The 24181-nt window shown below is 60.1% G+C and carries 22 protein-coding genes; 13 read left to right on the top strand and 9 right to left on the bottom strand.

What is annotated here, in order from left to right:
• Positions 1–13: 13 nt before the first annotated feature.
• On the bottom strand, positions 14–214 hold the full coding sequence (locus BN1133_RS08470) for a DUF2909 family protein (protein WP_050666103.1): 201 nt from the start codon (positions 212–214) through the stop codon (positions 14–16).
• Between the two features lie 104 nt (positions 215–318).
• Between BN1133_RS08470 and BN1133_RS08465 the strand changes: the two genes are divergently transcribed.
• The 4 genes from BN1133_RS08465 to cyoE are packed head-to-tail and all read left to right on the top strand — an operon-like array spanning position 319 to position 3269.
• Positions 319–954: an SURF1 family protein gene (locus BN1133_RS08465; protein ID WP_231686251.1), complete on the top strand. Its 636-nt coding sequence runs from the start codon at positions 319–321 to the stop codon at positions 952–954.
• Entirely contained in the window at positions 947–1414 is a 468-nt protein-coding gene (locus BN1133_RS08460; RefSeq protein ID WP_050666102.1) for a hypothetical protein, read from the top strand. The genes BN1133_RS08465 and BN1133_RS08460 overlap by 8 nt, the downstream gene beginning before the upstream one ends.
• Entirely contained in the window at positions 1411–2370 is a 960-nt protein-coding gene (locus BN1133_RS08455; RefSeq protein ID WP_082177958.1) for a COX15/CtaA family protein, read from the top strand. The genes BN1133_RS08460 and BN1133_RS08455 overlap by 4 nt, the downstream gene beginning before the upstream one ends.
• A complete protein-coding gene (gene cyoE, locus BN1133_RS08450; RefSeq protein WP_153006682.1) occupies positions 2370–3269 on the top strand; it encodes a heme o synthase in 900 nt (299 codons plus the stop codon). Before BN1133_RS08455 ends, cyoE begins: the two co-directional genes overlap by 1 nt.
• Positions 3270–3274: 5 nt before the next feature.
• Here cyoE and BN1133_RS08445 read toward each other — a convergent pair whose 3' ends face one another.
• Positions 3275–4171 carry a LysR family transcriptional regulator gene (locus BN1133_RS08445; RefSeq protein ID WP_050666100.1) on the bottom strand — a complete coding sequence of 299 codons (897 nt, stop codon included), beginning with the start codon at positions 4169–4171 and terminating at the stop codon, positions 3275–3277.
• A 96-nt stretch (positions 4172–4267) separates the two neighbouring features.
• On the opposite strand from BN1133_RS08445, the gene BN1133_RS08440 reads away from it, so the two are divergent.
• The 4 genes from BN1133_RS08440 (at position 4268) to BN1133_RS08425 (ending at position 8782) form a co-directional block, all read left to right on the top strand.
• Entirely contained in the window at positions 4268–5269 is a 1002-nt protein-coding gene (locus BN1133_RS08440; RefSeq protein ID WP_082177957.1) for an L-threonylcarbamoyladenylate synthase, read from the top strand.
• 84 nt (positions 5270–5353) lie between these two features.
• Positions 5354–5872, top strand: a complete 519-nt coding sequence (locus tag BN1133_RS08435) for a YqhA family protein (protein WP_050664776.1) — start codon at positions 5354–5356, stop codon at positions 5870–5872.
• A gap of 39 nt (positions 5873–5911) precedes the next feature.
• Positions 5912–7099 carry a Bcr/CflA family multidrug efflux MFS transporter gene (locus BN1133_RS08430; RefSeq protein ID WP_050666099.1) on the top strand — a complete coding sequence of 396 codons (1188 nt, stop codon included), beginning with the start codon at positions 5912–5914 and terminating at the stop codon, positions 7097–7099.
• Positions 7100–7150: 51 nt separating this feature from the next.
• The gene (locus BN1133_RS08425) at positions 7151–8782 is read left to right on the top strand and encodes a 6-pyruvoyl-tetrahydropterin synthase-related protein (protein WP_050666098.1); all 1632 of its coding nucleotides are present in this window, start codon (positions 7151–7153) and stop codon (positions 8780–8782) included.
• Here the strand turns inward: BN1133_RS08425 and nhaD are convergent.
• From nhaD to amrB, 3 genes are all read right to left on the bottom strand, one after another.
• Positions 8763–10196 (bottom strand): sodium:proton antiporter NhaD, encoded by a 1434-nt coding sequence (gene nhaD / locus BN1133_RS08420; RefSeq protein WP_050666097.1) that lies wholly within the window; start codon positions 10194–10196, stop codon positions 8763–8765. The two genes, BN1133_RS08425 and nhaD, sit on opposite strands and share 20 nt — an antisense overlap.
• 111 nt (positions 10197–10307) lie before the next feature.
• A complete protein-coding gene (gene amrA / locus BN1133_RS08415) occupies positions 10308–10904 on the bottom strand; it encodes an AmmeMemoRadiSam system protein A (protein ID WP_050666096.1) in 597 nt (198 codons plus the stop codon).
• Positions 10882–11661: an AmmeMemoRadiSam system protein B gene (gene amrB, locus BN1133_RS08410; protein ID WP_050666095.1), complete on the bottom strand. Its 780-nt coding sequence runs from the start codon at positions 11659–11661 to the stop codon at positions 10882–10884. The genes amrA and amrB overlap by 23 nt, the downstream gene beginning before the upstream one ends.
• A gap of 56 nt (positions 11662–11717) precedes the next feature.
• Here amrB and amrS point away from each other — a divergent pair, with 56 nt between their 5' ends.
• The gene (gene amrS / locus BN1133_RS08405) at positions 11718–12785 is read left to right on the top strand and encodes an AmmeMemoRadiSam system radical SAM enzyme (RefSeq protein ID WP_050666094.1); all 1068 of its coding nucleotides are present in this window, start codon (positions 11718–11720) and stop codon (positions 12783–12785) included.
• On the opposite strand, the gene BN1133_RS08400 is transcribed toward amrS, so the two are convergent.
• Both BN1133_RS08400 and BN1133_RS08395 read right to left on the bottom strand, forming a co-directional pair.
• Positions 12772–13998: an ROK family protein gene (locus BN1133_RS08400; protein WP_050666093.1), complete on the bottom strand. Its 1227-nt coding sequence runs from the start codon at positions 13996–13998 to the stop codon at positions 12772–12774. The genes amrS and BN1133_RS08400 overlap by 14 nt on opposite strands.
• A gap of 99 nt (positions 13999–14097) precedes the next feature.
• Positions 14098–15765 carry a methyl-accepting chemotaxis protein gene (locus BN1133_RS08395; protein WP_050666092.1) on the bottom strand — a complete coding sequence of 556 codons (1668 nt, stop codon included), beginning with the start codon at positions 15763–15765 and terminating at the stop codon, positions 14098–14100.
• Between the two features lie 292 nt (positions 15766–16057).
• Between BN1133_RS08395 and BN1133_RS08390 the strand changes: the two genes are divergently transcribed.
• Entirely contained in the window at positions 16058–17572 is a 1515-nt protein-coding gene (locus BN1133_RS08390; RefSeq protein WP_050666091.1) for an HD domain-containing phosphohydrolase, read from the top strand.
• A 385-nt stretch (positions 17573–17957) separates the two neighbouring features.
• On the opposite strand, the gene BN1133_RS08385 is transcribed toward BN1133_RS08390, so the two are convergent.
• Entirely contained in the window at positions 17958–19025 is a 1068-nt protein-coding gene (locus BN1133_RS08385) for a porin (RefSeq protein ID WP_050666090.1), read from the bottom strand.
• Positions 19026–19421: 396 nt separating this feature from the next.
• On the opposite strand from BN1133_RS08385, the gene dinG reads away from it, so the two are divergent.
• The 3 genes from dinG to BN1133_RS08370 all read left to right on the top strand — a co-directional run bounded on the left by dinG (position 19422) and on the right by BN1133_RS08370 (position 23198).
• On the top strand, positions 19422–21494 hold the full coding sequence (dinG, locus tag BN1133_RS08380) for an ATP-dependent DNA helicase DinG (protein WP_050666089.1): 2073 nt from the start codon (positions 19422–19424) through the stop codon (positions 21492–21494).
• 107 nt (positions 21495–21601) lie between these two features.
• A complete protein-coding gene (locus BN1133_RS08375; RefSeq protein WP_050666088.1) occupies positions 21602–22261 on the top strand; it encodes a YccT family protein in 660 nt (219 codons plus the stop codon).
• Between the two features lie 37 nt (positions 22262–22298).
• Complete coding sequence (locus tag BN1133_RS08370) at positions 22299–23198, top strand: histone deacetylase family protein (protein ID WP_050666087.1); 900 nt, start codon at positions 22299–22301, stop codon at positions 23196–23198.
• A 25-nt stretch (positions 23199–23223) separates the two neighbouring features.
• On the opposite strand, the gene ylqF is transcribed toward BN1133_RS08370, so the two are convergent.
• Positions 23224–24162 (bottom strand): ribosome biogenesis GTPase YlqF, encoded by a 939-nt coding sequence (ylqF, locus tag BN1133_RS08365; RefSeq protein WP_050666086.1) that lies wholly within the window; start codon positions 24160–24162, stop codon positions 23224–23226.
• Positions 24163–24181: the final 19 nt, after the last annotated feature.

Genomic DNA, 24181 nt, shown 5'->3' with positions numbered 1-24181 from the left:
ACAGAGATGTGGATCAGTAGGGACGCGAGTGGGGGGTGATCCAGCCCAATTGCAAGGCGATCACCAGCAACAATACCAGCAGGGCCGAGAGCAACACCCGTCGGCCCAACGGCGGAGAGTTGGTCTGGCGGGAGCCGACCATCAACCAGAGAGCCTGGAAAAGTTGGCTCAGGATAAGCAGTAACAACACGACCACAACAGACTTGATGAGCATGGAGGCCTCCTGTGATGCGATTGCCCCTGACGGGATTGTCTGTGATGCGATTACCCAAGCTTAGATCGAGGACTCTGCTCCTTCTATTGACGCTGCTCGGCAGTATGCTGCTGAGCAATCTGGCGCTCTGGCAGTGGCACAGGGCAAACGAAAAAGAGGCGCTGCTGGCACAGGTCGCCAGCCACGTCACTCACCCCCTCTCCCCCGGAGCCCTGCTAAAGCAAGATGACGAGCAGCTCGACGGGCTCAGGCTCAGAGGGGTAGGAGATTGGCTATCTCCTCATCTGTGGCTACTCGATAACCAGGTGGTCGACGGTATCGTTGGCTATGACGTCATCATCCCGGTTCAAACCCGGGGGGGGCCCCCGCTACTGGTCAATCTGGGATGGACTCCGGCGCCCCCCCTCAGGAGTGAGCATCCGGCGCTTGAGCTCCCCGCCACGCTGGCGCTCGATGGCCTGCTCCGCCTCCCTTCTGATGCTCTGGTGCTGGGGGAAAACCGCGAGCCAGGCCCCTATTCCGGCCGCCTTCAGTCCGTGCGCCCCGACGAGTTAAAGGCCCAAAGCGCTCTGCCCTTGAGAGGCATCATCCTCTACCAGCAGACTCCGGGGTTTCGCTATCACTATGTGCCGAGCGTGATGAGCCCGGAGCGACACCGGGCCTATGCGGCCCAGTGGCTGGGCCTGGCGTTGGTGGTGATGATGGGTGGCATCGCCTTGAGCCGGGGGACCCATGCATAAACATAAAATTCCTCTCGCTCTGCTGCTTACTCTGTTACTCCCTCTGCTCTTGGCCAAACTGGTGCTGGAGATGGGGTGGTATCACGCCGGCACCCGCAATCTGGGGGCCTGGCTTCCCCAGGATAACCCTTTGCTCTTGTCCGATGGCCCGGGGTGGCGCCTGCTCTATCTCTATCCAGTCTCATGCCGGGAGCAGTGCAAGGGGGTGCCTCAGTTGCAAGAACACATCCGGATGGCACTGGGACGACAGGCCGATATGCTGACCCTGCAGAGTCAGCCTCTGGATGATGGCTCGCCCCTGCCTGAAGGCCCACTCGGACTGTTAGTTCTGGTCGATGCCGCCGGACTCGGCGTGCTGGGTTACCCCGTGCCAGAGGAGCAGGAGCGCTGGCCACGCCTGGGCAAATCGGTGCTACAGGATGTGCAGCAGTTGCTGCGCTACGGGAGGGCAGCCCGGTGATCCGTCCCCACGCACTGATCATGCTGGCCATCGGGCTGGCGACCCTGGTCATCGGCCTCGGCGCCTACACCCGGCTGACCGATGCGGGCCTCGGCTGTCCCGACTGGCCCGGCTGCTACGGCAAGCTGACCCTGCCTCATCCCGAAGAGGCTCCCAGGCTTGCTGTGAGTCACCCCGAGCGCCCACTGGAGCCGCACAAGGCACGCAATGAGATGATTCACCGCTATGCGGCTGGTTCACTGGGTATGCTGTTGTTGATGCTCTTCGCCGTGAGTTGGCGCGAGGCACGGCGCCTGCCGCCACTGCCGACATGCTTGTTACTGCTGGTTGTGGGGCAGGCGCTGCTCGGCATGCTGACGGTCACAGCGGCGCTCCATCCTCTCGTGGTTATGGGCCATCTGCTGGGAGGCTTTGCCCTGCTCACCCTGCTCTGGCTCTCGCTCACCCGCTCGCTATCCCCCCTCGCCGCGCCCCCCTGGCTCAAGAGACTGGGGGCATTGGCTCTGCTGGCCCTGCTGCTGCAGATCGGTCTGGGAGGGTGGACCTCGGCCAACTACGCTGCCATGGCCTGCAGCGAGCTGCCACTTTGCCAGGGAGAGTGGCACCAGCAACTGGCCTGGGGTGAGGCCTTCCACCTTCCTTTGGGCCACGAGAGCTATGAGTTTGGCGTACTCGGGCGCGAGGCGCGCCAGACCATTCACATCCTGCATCGGCTGGGCGCCCTGTTGGTCACCCTCTCCCTGCTTGGCTTTGCCCTTGGGCTATGGCGTCAGAATGCCTGGGGGTGTGCCCTGTTGATCCTGGCACTGCTGCTCTGCCAGCTGCTGCTTGGCATCGCCAATGTGGTGTTCATCTTGCCCCTGCCCAACGCACTGGCACACAACCTGGTGGCGGTTCATCTGTTGATCGCCACTGCCGTTACCTACCATCGCCTCACCCCCGCAAGGAGGCCATGATGCAACTCTCTCTGACCACACTCTCGAGTGGCATGCTGAATGACTACTGGCAACTGACCAAGCCCAAGGTGGTCGCCCTGATGCTGCTCACCGCCTGGGTGGGAATGGTGCTGGCCCGAGATGAGCTCCCCTCGCCCGCCCTCACACTCACCGCTCTCGGCGGGATCGGCCTGCTGGCTGGTGCCGCAGCCACCCTCAATCACCTGCTCGAAGGGCAACGCGATGCCCTGATGGCCCGAACCCGCCGCCGTCCCGTGGCCTGCGGTCGCCTCCCCCCCCATAGGGCTGCCCTGTTTGCACTCGCTCTGGCCTTGAGCGGCTTTTGGCTGCTCTATCTGGGTGTCAATCCCCTCACCGCCTGGCTGACGCTGGGGAGCCTGGTGGGGTATGCGGGGATCTACACCCTGCTGCTCAAACGCTCGACACCGCAAAATATTGTGATCGGAGGCCTAGCCGGCGCCATGCCCCCCCTGCTCGGCTGGACCAGCATCACAGGCACTCTCGGTGCGGAGCCCTGGCTGCTGGTGATGATCATCTTCACCTGGACGCCCCCCCACTTCTGGGCGCTGGCCATCCATCGTCGTGACGACTACGCCCGTGCCGATATCCCCATGCTGCCGGTCACTCACGGCCTCGACTTCACCAAGAGCCTGATCCTGCTCTATCTGCTGCTACTCACCCTGATCTGTCTGCTGCCTTACCTCATCGGCATGAGCGGCCTCATCTATCTGGTGAGCGCCCTGCTGCTCAACCTGCGCTTTCTCTACTTCGGATGGCGCCTAAAAGTCAGCGCGGACGCGGGAGCGGCGATGCGAGCGTTTCGTTTCTCCATCACTCATCTGATGCTGCTCTTTCTCGCCCTGGTCACCGATCACTACTGCTATTGGCAGCTGGGATAGACGCCTCACGCCTCCCCTAGGTAATCGGCCGGAGGACGTCCCAGCAACTCGGGCAGAATGGCGGGCATAAAGCGTCGCCTCAGGGCCACGGCGTAGAAGTGCTCATAAGCATTGGGCAGGCTCAGATACTCCTCGAGTCGCCCCTCACGGATCTCGTCGCGCACCACCACGGCCGGCAGCAGGCAGAGAGCACCGCTGTCACGGGCCAGAAGGCGTAGCATGGCCATGTCGTCAGCCTCTCCCTGCACCCAGGGCTCGAAGCCGTGCAAGGCGCAGAAGGCATCGAAGGCGGTGCGGCTGGCACTGGCCCGCCCGGGCAAGATCCACGCCTGCTCCGCGAAACCGGCCGGGAAAGGGCCGAGGGGGCGCCGGCCGGCCGGGCCTATCACTGCCAGAGGCTGGCGTGCCAAGAGCTGACTCTGCCATACGGCCTCACCCTCTCCCTGAGGCTCTCTGTCTGTCAACACCAGATCGAGCTGGTGAGAGAGGAGCGCATCGAGCAGTGCTCCCTGCTCGAGAAAACGCAGGGTGAAATGCACGTCACTGCGCCCGAGTAAGGGGGCCATGAAGGCCTCGATGACGTTGCGAGACATGGAGGCGAGCACCCCGATCCGCAGCTTCTGACGCCCCTGCTGCCAACCGTGGCGCAGCACGCCCTCCAGCTCTTCTCCCTTGGTGAAGATCTCGTCGGCATAGTCGAGGACGCGGCGCCCGTCCTCGGTAAGATGAAGGCGACGACCGCTGCGCTCGAACAGGGCGAACCCCATGTTCTGCTCCAACTGCCGGATCTGGGCCGATAGTGCCGACTGGGAGAGATGCAGCTGACGGGCCACGTCGGTGAGGTGGCCGTGCCTGGCCACTTGCCAGAAGTAGTAGAGATGGTGGTAGTTGAGGCGCGCCATTTTCGTTCTTCAAAACAGAATATTTTGTGAACTTATATCTATTTAACTTAAGCCTCAAGCTCGGGCACAATCCCGCCCTCTTCTCAAGGAGTGCCCATGTCACCGCTCACTACCCTGATGCTGCCAGGAGCCTGCCCGGATGCCCTCGAACAGGCGGCCGCCCTGTTGCGCTCGGGCGCTCAGGTCGCCGTGCCCACCGAGACCGTCTATGGCCTGGCCGCCGATGCGGCCCAGCCCGAGGCCGTCGCTGGCATATTTCGCGCCAAGGGACGCCCGAGCGACCATCCGCTCATCGTTCATCTGGCACACGCAGGTCAGATGGCGCGCTGGGCGCGCGAGATCCCCGCCACCGCCTGGCAACTGGCCCAGGCGTGTTGGCCCGGCCCCCTCACCCTGCTGCTCAAGCGCGCCGAGCAGGTCTCCCCCGTGGTGACCGGCGGGCTCGACACCATAGGGCTGCGCGTCCCCGCCCACCCCTTGATGCTGGCCCTGCTTGAGCGGCTCGACACCGGGCTGGCCGCGCCGTCCGCCAATCCCTATCAGGCGTTGAGCCCGACCAGCGCCGAGCAGGTCGAAGCGGGGCTCGGCGGGCGTATCGCCGCCATCCTCGACGGTGGCCCCTGCCCGGTCGGGCTCGAATCCACCATCGTCGATCTCACGGGCCCGATGCCCACCATAGTGCGAGCCGGCCCCTTGGGGCGTGAGGCGCTCGAGACCATACTGGGTCAGCCTGTCGCCACTCCGCGCGAACATACGGTGGTGGTGCCAGGCAACGTGGCCGCCCACTATCGCCCGGGCACGCCCCTGTGGATGGCCCCGACCGATGCGCTTGAGCAACACTTGGCACGGCTCGCCTTCCGGACACTGGCAAGAGGCGCCCTGATCACCTGGTCAAACGCGTTGGCGGCACCGGCTGGGCTGGGTCAGCTGCGCCGGCTGCCGGCCGATCCGGCCGGCTACGGGCAGGCCCTCTACGCCACCCTGTTTGAGCTGGATCGTCTCGGGCTTGAGACCCTCTGGCTGGAGCAGCCCCCCCTGAGTGAGCCCTGGTGGCCGGTACAGGATCGCCTGCACCGGGCGACCATGCAGCTCGAGTGAGGCCCCCGACCCAAAGCAGCTTCGTGTTTGATTCGGACGGGTTTGTCGTTATGCTTTTCCCGTCCGAATCCGCAGGAGCCCCCTATGCGCCGTTTCAACGTTATGCTGACAGGCAGCCGCCTGATGATGTTCCCCTTCTACGTCAGCATGCTGATCTGTGTCGTTTTGTTGATGGTCAAGTTCGGGATCAAACTCTACGAACTCTGTACCAACATCATCTCTTTGCCCTATCTCGAGCTCATCATCGGAGTACTGACCCTGGTCGACTTCGTGCTGGTGGCCCAGATGCTGATCCTGGTGGCCCTGTGCGGCTATGTGCAATTTATCAAGAGCCCGGAGCAGCGTGCCGCCCTCGGAGATAACTGGCTCTATCGCATCGATTTCGTCTCTCTCAAGCTCATCGTCATCAACTCTCTGGTTACCATCTCGGGGATCGAGGTGCTCAAGGCCTTCCTCGAGGAGGGGGTGATGAACGAGGGGGAGATGAAGTGGTCTGTCATCGTCTTTCTCGCCTTCTCGACTGCCGCTCTCATCTATGCCGTGACGGAGCGGCTGGCCGAGCACAATGAGCGGGCAGAAGGCGAGTCGCAGCCGCGACCATAGCCCCAAATAACGTCCTCACGCCAGTCAATTGGAAGCCTAATGACACTCTCCCATCGCACCCTCTTCATCCTGCTCGGCGCCTTGGCCGGACTCACCCCCCTGGCGGTCGACATGTACCTGCCCGCCATTCCGACCCTGGCCAGGGAGCTGGGCACCACCATCGACGGGGCTCAGCTCACGGTCAGCGCCTTTCTCGGCGGTTTTGCCATCGGCCAACTCTTCTACGGGCCGCTGGCCGACAGCTTCGGCCGCAAGCCGGTGATCATGGCGGGCCTCATCATGTTTGCCCTGGCCTCGGTGGGGTGCGCCCTGGCCGATAGCCTGCCGGAACTGCTTGCCTTTCGCATGTTGCAGGCGGCCGGCGGTGCCGCCGGCTCAGTGGTGGTCAACGCCCTGCTGCGCGATCTCTTTGAAAAAGATGCCTTCTCACGGGCCATGTCCTTCGTCATCCTGGTGATGACGCTCGCCCCCCTGGTAGCCCCCGTGCTGGGAGGCTACATCACCACGGCGGGCCACTGGCGCCACATCTTCTGGCTACTGCTCGCCTGCGCCACCCTGATCGCTCTCACCATGCAGTTTGCGATTCCCGAAACCCTCAAGCCCGAGCTACGCCAACCTCTGCGCCTGGGCAAGATCCTGGGCAACTACGGCGGCGTGCTGAGCAACCCCAGGGCCATGGGCTATGTGTTGTGTGGCGCCTTTGCCAGCTCGGGCATGTTTGCCTTCATCAGTGGCTCCCCGTACGTCTATATCGAGTACTTCGGCGTGCCCACCGAGCACTACGGCTGGCTCTTTGGCCTCAATATTCTGCTGATGATGGTGGTCACCTACGCCAACAGCCGGCTGGTGAAGGGGATTGGTGCCGAGGGCATGCTGCGTTATGGCCTGCTGGTTCTTCCTCTCGCCGGGCTTGCCCTCGTCTATGCCAGCTGGAGCGGGTTTGGCGGTCTGTGGGGGGTGGTGATCCCGGTCGTCCTCTATGTGGGCCATATCAGCCTGGTGGGGGCCAATGCCATGACCGGCCTGCTGGGGCAATTTCCCCAAACGGCCGGCACCGCATCTGCCCTGGCCGGCACTCTGCGCTTCGGGATCGGGGCTCTGGTCGGGGTAGTGGTCAACCTGACGCCCCCCAACTCGCCGCTGCCAATGGCGCTGAGCATCGCCGGCTGCGGCCTGCTCTCGACCTTGAGCTATGCCCTGCTGGTCGGCCGCAAAGAGACAGTTTGAGCACGCCGCCCTTGACTACGCTGTTGCCACACCGGTTCAAGAGAGATCCTGATGGACAAGCGATGGACAACACTTTCCCTGGGCGGTATCGCTCTGACGGCCCTGCTGCTCACCCTCCCCCTCTGGTTAAGAGGGGGTAGCCAGGGGCACGATCTCTTCCATCATCTGCTATCGGGCCACTACTTTGCCCTGCAACTGTGGCAAGGGGAGCTCTACCCACGCTGGCTGATGGCCATGAACGGGGGGTTTGGCAGTCCCACCTTTTTCTTTTACCCTCCCCTACCCTACTATGTGAGCGCCCTGCTGGGAGGCGCCAACCCCCAGCCCCACGATGCCATAACCGCACTCATCGCCAGCGCGACCCTGGCGCTGGGACTATCGGGTCTCACCTTCTGGCTGTGGATTCAGCACGTTGCCAAACCGGCTCGCGCCCTCGCGGCCAGCCTCGTCTATATGGCACTGCCCTATCATCTGGCCATTGATCTCTATGCCCGCTTCGCCCTGGCCGAGGTGTGGGCGTTTGTCTGGCTGCCCCTGATCCTGCTCGGACAGGATCGTTACATGCGCACCATCGGTGTCCCGCTCATGGCCCTGGGGCTGGCCCTGCTGACGCTCTCTCACCTGCCTAGCCTGCTGCTGGCCATCTGCCTGGTGCTGCTGCGCGCCCTGATCCGGGCCAGACGCGATCGTCTCTGGCGTCCTCTGCTCACCACCCTGGGGGCAACCCTGCTGGGGTTGGCCATGGCAGCCCTGCTGCTCGCCCCGGCCCTACTCGATCAAGGGGGGATCTCCATGGCGGAGATGCAGCGCGGTATGTTCGATTTTCGCCGCAACTTTCTGGATCGACTGCCCACCGACTTCGATGACTGGCGCTTTCGCGGCCAACTAACCCTGTTCACCCTGCTCACCCTCTTTACCCTGCTGCTTACCTGGGCAGGGATCCGCGAGCCGCGTCACCCCGAGCTTCCCCTCTGGGGCGGCTTCGGGGTGCTCGCCTTTATGATGATGCTCCCTCAAAGCCAGTGGCTCTGGGAGTTGTTGATGCCACTACAGCGGGTACAGTTTCCCTGGCGAGCCAACCTGATCCTAACCCTGGCCACTGCCGCAGTGGTCGCCCTAGCCTCCCCTTCTCACCCCAACTCCAGGGTACTGGTAGGAAGCACCCTGCTCCTGACCCTGCTATTTAGCGCCAGCTATGTACACCAGGCGCCACTGACCCAGAGTCCCAATCCCGATGTGCTCGATTTTGAGTTTGATAGCAAGCGCAGCGCCCGGGAGTACCGTCCCCGACAGGTTACCAGAGGGATGTTCGCCCCCAGTCTGCTGGCCTGGAAGCAGGAGTTTCAGCCTCCCGTGGTGAGCGAGCAGGAGGGAGTGAGTTGGCGTATTGAACGGTGGCAACCACGACACATTGCGCTCACCGTGACGACACAGGGCCCGGCCAAGATAGTGCTGCATCAATATGACTATCCGGGCTGGCAAGCCTGGTTGGATGGAGAGTATCCCCTCGAGGTGAGTGCCAACCGGGAGGGATTGCTGCAGGTGTGGATCCCCGAAGGAACCCACACCCTCAACCTTGAGCTCACCATGCGCTGGCCCGAGCGGATCGGTTATCTCCTCTCGGCCCTAGCCTGGGCACTCTGGGGGGCACTGCTCTGGCGCGCTAGAAGAGCGCGCTATTGAGCCACAGATGCGCTCCTATGCTGGCGGCATAACCCAGAGCAATGGCCGGTGCCCACTTGAGGTGGCCAAAGAAGGTATACATGCCATGAGCCTGCCCCATCAGGGCCACGCCGGCGGCCGAGCCGATGGAGAGCAGGCTTCCCCCGACTCCGGCGGTCATGGTCACCAACAGCCACTGGCCGACTGACATATCGGGGTGCATCGAAAGTACGGCGAACATGACGGGGATGTTGTCGACCACGGCTGAGAGCAGACCGATAGCCACGTTGGCCAGGGTCGGTTCGCCCGAACCATATAGCCAGTGAGAGACCAGCTCCAGATAGCCGATAAAGCCGAGTCCACCGACGCACATCACCACCCCGTAGAAGAAGAGCAGGGTATCCCACTCCGCCTTGGCCACCTTGCTAAAGACATCGAAGGGGACAAAGGTGCCGAGGCGCTCCAGCCGCTCACGATCGCCACTGCGCTCATAGAGAGCGCGGCGCTTCTCCACTGCCTGCTGGAAGGTCTTGCGCAGGAAGAAACCGAAAAATTGCAGGTAACCCAGCCCCAACATCATCCCAAGCACGGGGGGAAGGTGCAGGAAGTTATGGCAGGCTACCGCCGTCAGAATGGTTAGCAGAAAGAGCACCATGATGCGACGTGCCCCCCGTCGCATATAGACCCGCTCGGTCGAGGCACTCGGGGCATGATGAGGGATCATCAGGCTCATCAGTAGCGCCGGCACCAGAAAGTTGACGACAGAGGGGATAAAGAGAGCAAAGAACTGACCAAACTGCACCTTGCCCGCCTGCCACACCATCAGTGTGGTGATATCGCCAAAGGGACTGAAAGCCCCTCCTGCATTGGCCGCGACGACGATGTTGATACAGGCCAGGTTGACGAAGCGACGCTCCCCGTTGGCGACCTTGAGCACCACGGCGCACATGAGCAGGGCCGTGGTCAGGTTATCGGCCACCGGCGAGATGAAGAAGGCAAGCCCACCGGTGAGCCAAAAGAGGGTTCGAAAGCCAAAGCCGGCACGTACCAGCGCAGAGCGCAGAGCATCGAAGGCTTGCCGCTCCTCCAGGGCGTTGATATAGGTCATCGCCACCAGCAAGAAGAGCAACAACTCCGCATACTCGAGCAGATTGTGGCGAAACGCCTCCTCCACCAGTACGCTCTGCCCCTCCCGGGTATAGACGACCCCTATCAAGATCCAGATAACACCCGCCGCAATCAGTACAGGCTTGGACTTGCGCAACTGGATATACTCCTCGGCCATCACCAGCAAATAGGCCAGCACAAAGAGCAGCAGACAGGCGATACCCACCGTGCTCGAGGTCAGCGGCAGTGGGCCAACGGCCGCATGGGCAGGAGAAGGACTGAACGAGAGGAGTAAAAAAGAGAGGAGCGGTAGCAGCAAACGGGCCATACAGTCATCCTTGAACATGAATCGTGCCTAAGATGCTAGCACCGGCTGAGGCCCGTTTTTTCTTCCAAATCAAAGTTTCAGCAAATAGTGAGGGAGATAACACAAAAAGGTTCATCCCTCTTCTGCGAACTCCCTTACCCGATAGCGCCAAACCGATAGCCCTTCAGGCCAGCCCCCTGGCGGCCACCCCCCCTTGCGCAGCAGATGATCCAAAAATGCAGCAGGATCGGGCAACTCGCGCCAGACCGCAGGCAGGAAGGTCGCTCGGCGCCCTCCCCCCATCAGCCAGAGTCCGTCGATACCTGGCATCAAGGAAGCCAGCAGTTCGGCACGCCCCTCGACCTCCATGGGAGAAAGGGGCCCGAGCAGAGAGATACTGATGGAAACCCCACCCAACTCGGGCGGCTCGAGTGGCGGGAAGCGTGGATCCCCGAAAGCCGCCAACCGGGCAAAGTGCGGCAGTGCCTCACGCAGGGGCCCCTGGGGTTCCAGACAACCGATGCAGCCACGAAGGCGCCCCTCCTCGTGCAGGGTAACAAAACAGGCCAGCACGGCATTGGCCAGTGGCATCGAGCCAATAGCGTGCGAGAGTTCATCACGGCAACGGTCGTCCCAGCGGCTGGCGATGGCGAGCCTGGCGATGCCGAGCAGCGCCAGCGCCTCTTCCCTGCCCGGTTGCGGCAGCTCAATAAAATCCGACGCAGCCATAGCCCACCACCCGCTCACGCTCACCTGTGATCACACCGGAGTCACTCTGCCCAATCAGGCTTGCTTGCCACTCATGCTCCCTGGCGAGCAACAACAGGGCATTGAGACCGAAACAACCACACGCCTGATGAGGTCCAAGCTCCGGAGTCAAGCCGAGGATCCGGGCCAACGTCTGCTCATCGAGGACCCTGGCCTCTTCCTGAGTCATGAAATGGCTGAGATCGCTGCTACTGATGAGCAAGGTCCGGCCATCGAGCAGAGGCGTGAGATGCGAGGCCAGCCAAAGGGCAGTGCACTCACCCACCACCAGAGGCACCAGCGAAAAGTCACTCAGACGGTACTGCAGCAGGGGGAGCAGGACCTCGATGGCATGCTCCTGTCGGTGCGCCTCTTCATAGCGGATAAATCCGTCGTGGCGGGTCAACTCGGCAAGCGCTTGCATATCGAGCACCGTGGTGCCAAGGGGCGTCTGAAATGCACGGCAATCATCGGCGGGGAGCGCGACACCACGCAGTGGCACCCTGTGGGCAGGCGCGAGGATCACCACCCGTGCGATTCCCTGTCGCGCCAGTGTCGCCACCCCCTGCGCCGCCAAGGCGCCGCTATAGCGATAGCCGGCATGAGGCAGCAGCAGCGCACGGGGTTGCCGGTGCGAACCCTGGTTCAAGGAAAGATGGGCGCCAAGCCAGCTGCGCAAGGCCTGCTCCTCTGCCGGGTAGAAATAACCGGCGACTGCCGGAGGGCGGATCTGACTCACGGTCGTGCTCCTCGTGGTTGGCTCACTAAAATGATAGGAGAGCCGAGGAGTTGACGATGGACACCCTTCACCCCACCCGCTATTGGCGAAGACTGGATGATGGCCGGGTTGAATGCACCCTTTGCCCGCGCTTGTGCCAACTGCGCGACGGCAAGCGAGGGGTCTGCTATATGCGCCAGGCCAGGGAGGGAGAGATAGTGCTCACCCACTGGGGAGAGACCAGCGGGTTTTGCATCGATCCCATAGAGAAAAAGCCCCTCTATCACTATCTGCCGGGGAGCGCGACCCTCTCCTTTGGTACCCTTGGCTGCAATCTCACCTGCCGCTACTGCCAGAACTGGAGTATCAGCAAGTCGCGAGAAGATGAGCGGCTCAACGAGCGCACCACCCCGGCACAGATTGCCGATCTCGCGCTTCACCATGGCTGCCGCAGCGTCGCCTTTACCTACAATGACCCTGTCATCTCGCTCGAATTCACTCTGGAGGTCGCCAAGGCATGCCATGACCGCGGGATAAAGGCCGTTGCCGTCAGTGCCGGTTATGTCAACCCGAAGCCCGCACTCGAGCTCTTCGGCGCCATGGATGCCGCCAATATCGATTTAAAGGGGTTCAGTGACGACTTCTATCACGGCCTCTGTGGTGGAGCCCTGATACCGGTACTGGAGTGCCTGAAGCTTATCCGCCACCAGACTCATTGCTGGCTGGAAATCACCACTCTGGTCATCCCCGGCCACAATGACGACGATGCCACTCTCAGCGCATTGAGTCAGTGGATTGCCAGAGAGCTTGGGGCAGACACCCCCCTGCACTTCACCGCCTTTCATCCCGACTTCCATCTCACCGAGCCGGCAGTCACCCCGATGGAGACACTGCAACGGGCACGAGAGAGAGCCCTGGCAAATGGCCTGTATCACGTTTACACGGGAAATATTCCAAATAGTGCCAGTGAGAGCACTTACTGCAGTGGCTGTGGTGCTCTGCTCATCGAGCGCAGTGGATATCGGCTCGGACAATGGCGTCTGAGCGAGGGGCGGTGTGTGCACTGTCATCGGGCTCTATGTGGCCACTTCGAGCCTTACCCCGAGGCGTGGGGGCCCAAACGGCTGAGGGTTAACCCCGAATGATCCCCTCTTCATCATGACCGCGCAGCAACCCCAGCAGCAGACTGCCGTCACGTAATGCCTTGTGCACCTGAATCGAGGTGGGCTTGGTAGGATCTTCGTAGAAACGGGTCGACTCGATCTGCAAACGCACCAGATACTCTCCGGGTAACTGGCTCGCCAACGACTGGTGAAGCATGGGAAAGAGCAGGCGGTCGGCACGCGCCAGCTCTCCCCCCAGCAACAACTTGCCCGGGTTAAGCAGGCAAATCAGGTTGGCAAGCACCCTGGCCAGACGACTGGCAGCCTGTTGCAATATCTGCTGGCACAGACTGTTGCCTTCGAGGGCAAGCTCGCACAGCTCGCGTATGGTCACTTGCTCGGGAAGATCCATCTCCCCCATGCGAACTCTGAGATCACGATACTGGGACTCGAGCGCCTGATTGGTGACCAGCGTACAAGCACAACCAAAGCCCCCGCAGTAGCAGCGTTGTCCATAAGGCTCCAGTTGCAGATGGCTGAGATCACCGAGCATGGCATTCTCGCTCTCGATCAACTGGCCATTGACCACCATGCCGACACCGATGTCATTGTGGACAAACACCAGCACCGCATCGGCACAATCTTTGGCCGCTCCCCACTCACGCTCGGCCTGGATCCAGGTGCGCACATCGGCGCTGACCAAGACCGGCACACCAAACGCCTCTTCCAGCGTAGGGCCCAGGGGCCAGTTGCGCAGATCGTAATAGGGGAAGTGGCGGACTCGTCCCGTGTGGCGCTCGACCTGGCCCGGAAGACAGAGGGCAATGCAGGCCAGGCGAACCCCCTTGGCGGGCAGAAAACGACGAATGGCGGCGATAAGGCTGGCAAGCAGCTCTTCACGTTCGTCCTGGCTAAACTGATGACGGTGTCGTGACAAGGAGCGGCCGGAGAGATCGAACAGGGCCATGTCCACATAACCACGACCCAAGCGCATGGAGAGAAACTGGTAACGACGCTCATTAATCCGCAAAAGCGTCTGACGTCGCCCCCTGCCGACACTGGTTTCACCGCAAGGCACCACCAGCTCGTTATCGAGCAGCTCTCGGGTGATCTTGGTGATACTGGCCGGAGAGAGTCCCGTCAATCTGGAGAGGTCGGTGCGTGACAGCTCGGTGTGCTCTTCCAGGCTGGCATAGACCAGACCATAGTTGAGCTGACGGATGAGATCGATGCTGCCTTTGACCAAGTCGTTCATGAGCCGGGGAGAAGTGAATAGGACACAGGGGCAAATTGTCCCACATTATGCCACGTTACCCAACAGGCAACCGGCCCCGAGGCCGGCTGCCTGTCAACATCAATAACGAAACTGACCGACCAGTCCCTTGAGCTCGTCCCCATTTTGGGCAAGATCCTGGGTCGTTCTATGGGTGTCTCGCGCCACCTCGCTCAACTCTCCGACGATCTGCTGTATGGCCACCAGATTGCGGTTGATCTCCTCGGAAACGGCATTTTGCTCCTCTGCGGCCGCGGCGATCTGCAGGTTCATGTCATTAATGGTGGAGACCGCACTGACCATGGTATCGAGCGAGGCGGCGATGCGTGCGGCCTCGGCCACCGTCTCCTGACTGCGGGATTCACTGGCGCCCATGACGTCCACCGCCTGCCGTACACCACTTTGCAGCCGCTGCAACATCTCGTTGATCTCTTTGGTACTCTGTTGAGTGCGCCCGGCCAGAGAACGAACCTCGTCGGCAACCACGGCAAAACCCCGGCCCTGTTCGCCGGCACGAGCCGCCTCGATGGCTGCATTGAGTGCCAGCAGGTTGGTCTGCTCGGCAATCCCGCGAATCACCTCCACCACAGACTCGATTTTGCCTGTCTCATGAGCAAGCTGCTCGATGACAGAGGAGGCCGAATGAACCTCACTCACCAACCGGTTGATGCTGGAGATCGCCGTATCGACCACACTACGCGCCTCATCGGATTCTCGAGCCGCATCCGAGGTCGCTGATGCTGCATTCGATGCGCTGGAGGCGACCTCCTGAGCCGTTGAACTCATCTCGGTGACGGCGGTGACAACCTGATCCGTCTCGCGGCTGTGGCCTTGCATCTGATGATCACTGCGCTCACTGAGATCGCGCAGTCGCTCCACAGACACAAACAGCTCATTGCTGGTTCGCCCTACCTGGCTCACCACATTCTGTATCCGCTCGACGAAGCGGTTAAAGGCGCTGGCCAACTGCCCCACCTCATCATTGCTCTGTACTCTCAGCCTCTGGGTCAGGTCCCCTTCTCCTGCGGCAATATCGTTGAGGGCACTCACCGCATCGGCAAGAGGCTTGGCAACACGGTTACCAATCGCCAGGGTTGCCCCCAGGGCGACCGCCAACACCAGCAGGGTTAACAGCACATTGCTTCCCATTGAGCTGTAAAGCGCCTCCTCACGCAAGGTACGCAGCGCCGCCAGTTCATTATCGATATCATCGATGTAGAAACCGGTACCCAGTACCCACTGGAACTTGTCGATGACCACGTTATAGGAGAGCTTGGGGGCATCACGGCCAATAGAGGGTTTGTTGGTCCAGTACTCGGTAAACCCGTCTCGCTCACGCGCTGACTTGACGATGTCCTGGATCAGCAGCTTCCCTTGCGCATCCTTGTCCTGCCAGCGGTTTTTTCCCTCCAGTGCCGGGGTAGCCGCATGCATCACCTGCATACCGTTAAAGTCGAAGACAAAGAAGTAGCCATCACTGCTGTAACGCAGGGCTCGCAAGATGTCTTTCACCTGCTCGCGATTTTCTGGAGAGTCTGGTTGAGCCAGCGTCTTGGCGATCGAGGTCTGGGCCAGCATGATATAGCTACCCAGCAGGGCCTTGCGCTCCTTGATGGCCTGCTCCCGATTACGGGATAGCTCGCTCTCGAGATCACTCTTGGCAATCATGTAGTTGCTAAGATTGATAGCTGCCGCCATCAGCAGCACGGGCAGCGCACCTAGCAGCAAGATCTTCTGTTTCAGTGTCATTGCAACCTTCCTTGTTGTTCCTTATACACAGCGACATATCATCCAAGGGATTCACAGTGAGCATAGTCGTCACTGGCTTATCACTGCCAATCTGTACCTTTGGCACGTTTGTGCACAGCCAAGGGTCTATGCTCTTCTCAGGATCCTTGGTCAGGATATAAGCAGCGTCGGGCTAACAAGTTGCTCTCGCTCCCGTTTTGCACTCTTGTCGTATCTACACCATTTTTATTTTCAGATAAGTTTCCTAAGATTGGGAAAATGGGATTGCCAAGGGACCATGCAGGATAAGCCTATGGATGACGATATCCTGATTATCGAAGATGACGCCTCCCCCGTAGCAGAGCAAAAGCGGCGATGGAAGGTGATGATAGTGGACGATGAGCCCGAGGTTCATCGGGTCACTCGTATCACATTGTCTCAGTTTGAGTTCGACGGGAAAGGGCTCGAGCTGCTTCATGCCTATAGCGCAAAAGAGGCCAAGTCGATGCTGGCACAGCAGGACGATGTTGCCCTGTTGCTGCTTGATGTGGTCATGGAGACCGATAACGCAGGTCTTGATGTCGTTCGCTATGTGCGTGAAGAGATCCAAAATGGCATGGTCCGTATCGTGCTAAGAACCGGACAACCGGGTCAGGCACCGGAAGATGATGTGGTGGCCAATTTTGATATCAACGATTACAAGGACAAGACCGAACTCACCTCGCAAAAGCTTCGCACCCTGCTTCGGGCCAGTCTGCGTTCATACCGGGATATCCGAACCCTGGATCGTAACCGCCGTGGTCTGCAGAAGGTGATCGAAGCCTCACGGGGTATCTTCGGAAAACGAGCCCTGCGTAACTTTATCGATGGTGCACGCGAGCAACTGACCGCCCTTCTCAATCTCGAAGACTCAGCCCTCTACGATGCCAAGCAGCATGCCTATGAGGTGCACGACAACCAGCTGCTCCAATCGATTGAACCGACCGTCTCCTCGCTGGAAATTGCTCAGGCCCCCGCTATCGTGCAGCAAGCCATGCGTTCACAAAGCAATATTTATGAGAAAGAGGAGCTGGTACTTTACTGCAAGAACAGCCGTCACCACCTGCTGTTTCATATCGAAGGCAGCCAGCACCTGAGTGAACTCGATACCAATCTGCTCAGCCTCTTCACCGAGAGTATCGTGGTCGCTCTCGAGAATATTCGTCTCAATGAGGTCATTGCCGATAATCAGAGAGAGATCATCTATCGGATTGGCGAATTGGTCGAAACACGCTCAAAAGAGTCCGGCCTGCATGTGAAGCGTGTCGCTCTCTATACGGAGCTCTTCTGCCACCTGCTGGAGATGGAGGAAGAGCGCTGTGAGATGTTTAAACGGGCCTCTCCCCTGCACGATATCGGTAAGGTAGGGATCCCGGACTCCATTCTCCACAAACCGGGCAAGCTCACACCGGAAGAGTGGGAAATCATGAAGACCCATGCCCAGTTGGGCCATGACATGCTCTCTGGCAGCCAGCTTGAGCTCTTCCAGATTGGCGCCACCATTGCCGGCAGCCACCATGAGAAGTGGGATGGCTCGGGCTATCCCAAGGGTTTGAAGGCTGACGCAATTCCACTCGAAGGGCGTATTGTCGCCCTTGCCGACGTCTTTGACGCGCTGGGATCTGACCGGTGCTACAAGAAGGCATGGCCGCTGGACAAAGTGCTGGCTCTTATCGCAGAGGAACGCGGCAGGCACTTCGATCCCCAGCTGGTCGATCTGATGCTGGACAATATGGATCGCTTTCTGGCCATTCGGGATCAATACCGCGACACCTATATGGGCGAATAATCCCCCCATTCAACCTGCCACCACACCTGCCGGCAGGCCTGGCAGGTGAACCCTTACACTGTCATTCACCACCCATTCGGCATGGAAAATGCCGGCATCTTTTCCAACAGCCATTCCCGGTAACGACACTATCCATGCCTCTTGGGCCGCTCATCTGGTTACTTGGCGCCTTATTTAAGATGATCAAGCTTGACGTTTGGCGTTGGCGTTGGCGTTGGCGTTATCAGGCTGCCAGAGAGGCAACCCCGCTTGGTTGATTAGGGACAGACTCCCGGTAGGGCGGCCCAGCTTATCCAGTCGATAAGAAAACGGGGAGAATAAAACCAGCGCGAAAAAGAAAAACCGGGGCATCGCCCCGGTTTCGATATCGTCTAGACAGCTTCGATTAGAAGTTGTACTGCAGAGCGACGGTCCACTCGTCGTCCAGCTTCTCGATACCCTGGATCTTGTACTCGGTGTAAGCCTTCAGCTTCGGAGTGAAGCTATACTGAACACCCAACAGGGTCTCGTCGACCAGATCCTTGTACTCGGAACCATTCAGATTGGAGCCCAGCTTGCTCTCTTTGAAGTTGTAACCGGCCAGGAAGGTCCAAGCGTCTACATTGTAGGAGGCAGCCAGCTCGTAGCCGCGGCCCTTGTCCTTGTCGGCACCGGCAGCGTTCTTGGTGTAGTTCAGGTCACCCTGAGTGTATACACCGGCGAAGTAGAAGCCACCGATGGCGTAGTGTGCACCCAGTGCCCACTCTTTCTTATCACCGTTGATATTTGTGTTGTTTTTATTTTCGAAGTCGGAGTAGGCGTAACCAGCGTTGAAGCCCAGACCGAAGTCAAAGTCGTAACCGGCAGCGGCGGCATAACCATAGTTACGTTTAACATCTTTGCCGAAGATGGCTGTTTCTTTGACAGACTGGCCAGCATCAGTAACCTTCACAGCGACGTCGTCGTTGGTCTGATAGGAGAGCTTGCCCTTGAAGCCACCGATCTGGTTGGAATAGACAACCTGACCTTCCTGGCGACCGTCATAGAAGTTACCGTAACTTCCCCACTCATTGAAAATATCGGTAGCTTCCATTACATCGTAAAAAGCTGTATCGGTCTGACCGAAGATGATCTTACCGTACTGGGAGCCATCGAAACCGACGTAGATGTGGCGAGAGTTGAACTTGTTGTCAGAGTTTTCGGCAGAAACTTGCCACTCGGTCTTGGCAATGGCAGACCAGATGCTATCCAGAGCAACCTTGCCGGACCAACCCAGACGGGAAGACCCAATCAACTCAGCATCACCTTTGTGTGCAGCAGTGATATCGTTAGGGTTGTCACTATCAGCATAGTAGTTGGCCTGAACACGGCCGTAGATGTCGAAGGTAGTACCGTCTTTGTCATACACTACGGCAGCGTTAGCAGCGGAGGCGAACAGAGCCGGGATGGCGATAGCCAGAATTGTCTTTTTCATAGTTTCCAATGCCTACTGTAATTAAACACTAAGTCTTTGTTATTCCCTGTGTTAGCGACGTTCTCTGCGTCACTATGCTGGCGAGACTAGCACCGGGGTTTGTAATCCGCAATAAAAAAACCGGGAACTTTTTACCGGGTCGATGGTCCGGCATATCAAAACGTGACCAGGATCCCATTATCTTCCCGATAACAACTGGAAAACGTTTTTAGAGATTATCACTGGTCATACCGCCACCAAGGCGCACACAATTGCGTCCTTCCTCCCCACAACAGCGCAATTTAATCGCGCGCCCTCCCCCGACAAATTCCCCTTTATTCCTCTCCCGACGCTCGCACTGGCGTGCCCTCATTCGCTATTCTGTGTCACCCAGTTACAAACTCGGCACTTTGTCCCATGCTTTCACCCCGTCTCAAAGAGGCCATCCGCACCACTTACCGGCAATTGGCCGACGCCTTGCCAGGATTCGTCCCCCGCCGTGAGCAAAACTTCTTGGTGGCCGAAATCGCCAAGACCCTGAGCGGGGAATACGAGAAGTCCCGCCGACTCCTGGTCGCCGAGGCGGGCACCGGGATCGGTAAATCCCTCTCCTATGCCCAGGGGGCCATCCCGCTCGCACGTCTGCAACAGAAGAAGCTGATCATCTCCACCGCCACCGTGGCCCTGCAAGAGCAGCTTATTCACAAGGATCTCCCCTTTTTCCTGCAGCACAGTGCCGTTCCATTTCGTTTCATGCTGGTCAAGGGACGCCAGCGCTACTGCTGCGAACATCTGCTTGAGCAGGCGGCCATGGGGACCGAAGAGGCCAATCTGGAGTTTGCCTTCGAACAGCTCTCTGCCACACGGCCCAGCGAGGAAGATAAAGATCTTTATAAACGGCTGTGGGATCGCTACACGGATGGCAAATGGGACGGAGACAGGGATAACTGGGCCGAGCCACTCCCCGATACGGCCTGGGAGCGCATTGCCGCCGATCGCCACACCTGTAACAAGGCCCTGAACCACCATCAGCAGTGCCCCTTCCACCGTGCCCGGGACAAGATGGAGGAGAGCGATGTGCTGGTGGTCAACCATGCCTTGCTGCTGTCGGACCTCACCATGGGGGGCGGTATCATACTCCCTCCTCCTGACGAGTGTTTCTATGTGCTCGATGAGGCGCATCACCTGCCCACGGTGGCACGGGATCACGGGGCTGCTGCAATCCACCTGGGCGGCAGCCGCAAGAGCCTGGAGAAGCTTGCCCAGAGTGCCGGCAAGATAGCCCGGCGCCTTAATAAAGAGAGTCTGCTCGATCCCCAGATGAAGCTACAGGATGCGTTGGCCTCTCTCTTGCCCGACCTCAAGGAGGTGGAGCAGTGGGTTAAACAACACCCGGAGCTCTTTGCCAACGAACCGCATCATCGTTTCGTGGATGGGGAGCTGCCAGAGCCCCTGCCACTGCTTGCCATTAACCTGCGGGAGGGGAGCAAACAGGCGCTGCGAGCGCTGGATCGGTTGCAAGGCGCCCTGAGTGAGGCCCTTCGCGAGGGGGAGATCCGGCGCAAGGAGGCCGAGCCTCTGCTCGCCGAGGCGGGCTTCTTCTTGCAACGCCTCGAGCACTTCCACCAACTGTGGGAGCTGATGAGCCGGGAGGTTCCCCCCGGCAAAACACCGCTCGCACGCTGGCTGTACCAAAGCGATGGGGGGGATGTGATGATCCACGCCTCCCCCATCGAGGTGGGTTATCTGCTCGAGGAGTGGCTCTGGTCCAAGTGCCTGGGGGCCGTGCTGGTCTCGGCAACCTTAACGGCCCTGTCGAGTTTTGACTACTTCCGCCATCAGGCGGGGCTCAAGCCCCATGATGGCACCCGTTATCTGCGCCTGCGCTCTCCCTTTGATTACGAAAAAGCCGAGCTGTTCATCCCCAAAATGCGCTGCGAGCCGAGCGATCCCGGCTTCACCCCTGAGCTCATCGAACGCCTGCCTGGGCTCATCAAGGGTGAGAAGGCCAGCCTGCTGCTCTTCTCCTCCTACCGCCAGATGAAGGAGGTGGCCGAGGGACTGCGCAGTCAGGGATTGACCCTGCTGGTGCAAGGAGAAGCCTCGCGCCATGCGCTGCTGACCCTCCATCGCCAGCGCTGCGACGCCGGTACCCCCAGCATACTGCTCGGCACGGGTAGCTTCTCGGAAGGGCTGGATCTGCCGGGCCACTACCTCACCAACCTGATCATTACCAAGCTCCCTTTCGCGGTGCCCAACTCCCCGGTCGAGGAGGCCACCGCCGAATGGATTGAGAAACGTGGCGGTAACCCCTTCTTGCAGGTAACGGTGCCAGAGGCCTCGCGCAAGCTGATTCAGGCCTGTGGCCGGCTGATCCGCAAGGAGGCCGATGCCGGACGCGTCACTGTTTTGGACCGGCGCCTGGTGACCAAGCGCTACGGCAAGGGGCTGCTCGATGCCCTGCCCCCTTTCAGACGCAATATTGAGTGAGGATTCAGCAGCGAGGCCAAGATGGGCAAGGCTTGCCGCCCAGCAGCAAACCTGCAAGAATGCCGCTTGGTTTAGGTTTGTAACCTTCGTTGGTTCAAGGAGATAGAATGAAACTGACCGTTTTGCTGCCAACCGTAGCGGCATTGGCTTGGGGTAATCTGGCTGTGGCCGCGGCGCAACTGGATGTTCAGGCCCCCTATGTGGTAGAGCTGATCGATGGCCAGAGCGTCAGCGCCAAGCTGCTCGAGCACGGCAAGAACAATCAGCTGCAAGATGGCAGACATCAGCTGGTTGTCTCTTTTGAGGGCAACTATTCCAATCGTACCGAGACCCGTTTCATCACCGCCGAGCCGCTGGTGCTGAACTTCGAGTCCAAAGATGGCCAACACATCGTATTGGACTACAAGAAGCCCCGTAACGAGGGTGAAGCACGTCAGTTTGTTAAGCTGCAAGACGTCCAGCTCAAGGACAAGGTGACCGGGCAGCGTATCGAGAGCGAGCGCTTCGTGATGCCCAAGCAAGAGGGCTTCCAGCTGACCCGCGACTATCAGCAGGAGCTGATCGCCATGGGCAAAGCCTTCAACCAACCCAAGACGGTCGCCGTCTCTACTGCCGCCGTGATGGCCGCCAGCAGTGAACCGATGCAAGTGGCCCCCACCAAGGCCATGGCCAATCCCGAGGCCCTGACCCAGCTGCAGAGCTGGTACAACAAGGCCGATGCCGAAACCCGCAAGGCATTCCAGATCTGGGTCATCCAGCAACAGTAATGACCAAGGGGAGCCAAGGCTCCCCTCTTCTTTGCCCATGACTCCCACCGTCTTCTATCACCCCCTCTACTCGGCCCTCCCCCTGCCCGAGCACCACCGTTTTCCCCTAGCCAAGTACCAGGCGCTGCACCAGAGCCTGCAGAGCCTTCCCTTGAGATGGCAGCAGGCCAATCCCATCAGCCGGGAGGCCCTGACCCGCATCCACGAGCCAACCTATGTGGATGCCCTGCTGCAGGGGTCGCTGGACCCTCTCAGCCTGCGACGCATCGGCTTTCCCTGGAGCCCGCTTTTGCTGGAGAGAACCCGACTCTCGGTAGGCGCGACCGTGATGGCCGCCCGCCACGCCTGCGAGGAGGGGTGCGCCCTGCAGATCTCGGGGGGTTATCATCACGCCCACAGGGAGAGGGGCAGCGGCTTCTGCCTCTTCAACGATCTGGTGCTGGCCGGGGATCTGATGATCGCCGAGGGGCGTGCAGAGCGGGTGCTCATCTGCGATCTCGACGTCCATCAGGGGGACGGCAGCGCCACCTTATGTCAGGGCCGCGACGACATCATCACCCTATCGCTACACGCCGAGCGCAACTTTCCCGGCAACAAGGCCCACTCACACCTGGACTTTCCCCTGCCCGATGGCATGCAAGACGACGCCTATCTGGAGACCCTCTCCCAGGCTCTCGAACTGGCGCTGTGCCTCTACGCCCCGGATCTCATCCTCTATCAGGCCGGCATCGATGTGCATCGGGACGACGAACTGGGCTACCTGGCATTGAGTGATGAAGGCGTCCGGCAACGAGACCGTTTCGTCTTCGAAACGGCCCAAACCCGGGGCATTGCCATCGCCGCCGTGCCGGGGGGCGGCTACCGGCGGGACTGGAGCGCCCTCGTTCCCCTGCATCGCATCCTGTTTGAAGAGGCGCTTGCCTGCTGCTTGCGATAGCAAAACGGCCCTTGCGGGCCGTCTCTTACTTACCGTAACGCTTGCGCGCTTTGGCCTGGCGGACCTTGTCCCGCTCCGCCTTGTCGGCGGCCCTGCGGGCCTCCTCCTCCTTGGCCTCAATTTGCTCCTGACTCACCATGTCAGGGGTCTCCAGCGTGAGGGAACCCAGTTGCCCCAAGCGCAGCTCATGGATCAGGATCTCCGAGACCTTGTGCAGATCAGAAACGCCCCCCTTGCGCATGCAGCCGCGCCGCTGTGCGATGGCATCCATCAGCTCCATGTCGCTACCGGGCAACTCGCTGAGCTGATAACGATCCATCAGGCGCTCGGGGTAGGCCTTGAGCAGATACTCGGCAGCAAACAGGGCGATATCGGCGTAGTCGATCACCGTGTCCTTGATGGCACCGGTCACCGCCAGGCGATAGCCACAGGAGGCGGGGCTCAGCTTGGGCCAGAGAAAGCCCGGGGTATCGGTCAGAATGATGTTGCCCTCAAGCTTGATACGCTGTTGGGATTTGGTCACCCCCGCCTCGTTCCCTGTCTTGGCGATGATACGCCCGGCCAGGGTGTTGATCAGGGTCGACTTACCCACATTGGGGATCCCCATGATCATGGCGCGCACACCACGCAGCTCCTTGTCACGATCCGGCACCATCTCGTGGCACAGGGCCAGCAGGCTCTTGATCTCGTCCGGCTTCTGCTGGGTGAGCGGCAGGGCACGGATCCCCTTTTGCTGCTCCATATGAGCAACCCAAAGAGCGGTGGTAGCCGGATCCGCCAGATCGGCCTTGTTGAGTACCTTGATAACCGGCTTGTCACCGCGCAGCTCCGGTACCAGGGGATTTTCGCTGGAGAAAGGGATGCGAGCATCGATCATCTCGATGATGACATCGACCTGGGGCATCACCTCGGCGATCTCTTTTCTCGCCTTGTGCATATGGCCGGGGAACCAGTTAATCGACATCGCTTCTCTCCATCAGATC

It is taken from the genome of Aeromonas schubertii, from assembly GCF_000820105.1.
GTDB lineage: Bacteria > Pseudomonadota > Gammaproteobacteria > Enterobacterales > Aeromonadaceae > Aeromonas > Aeromonas schubertii.
Note: the sequence above shows the minus strand (reverse complement) of the source record. Positions and strands in the feature narration are given on the sequence as shown.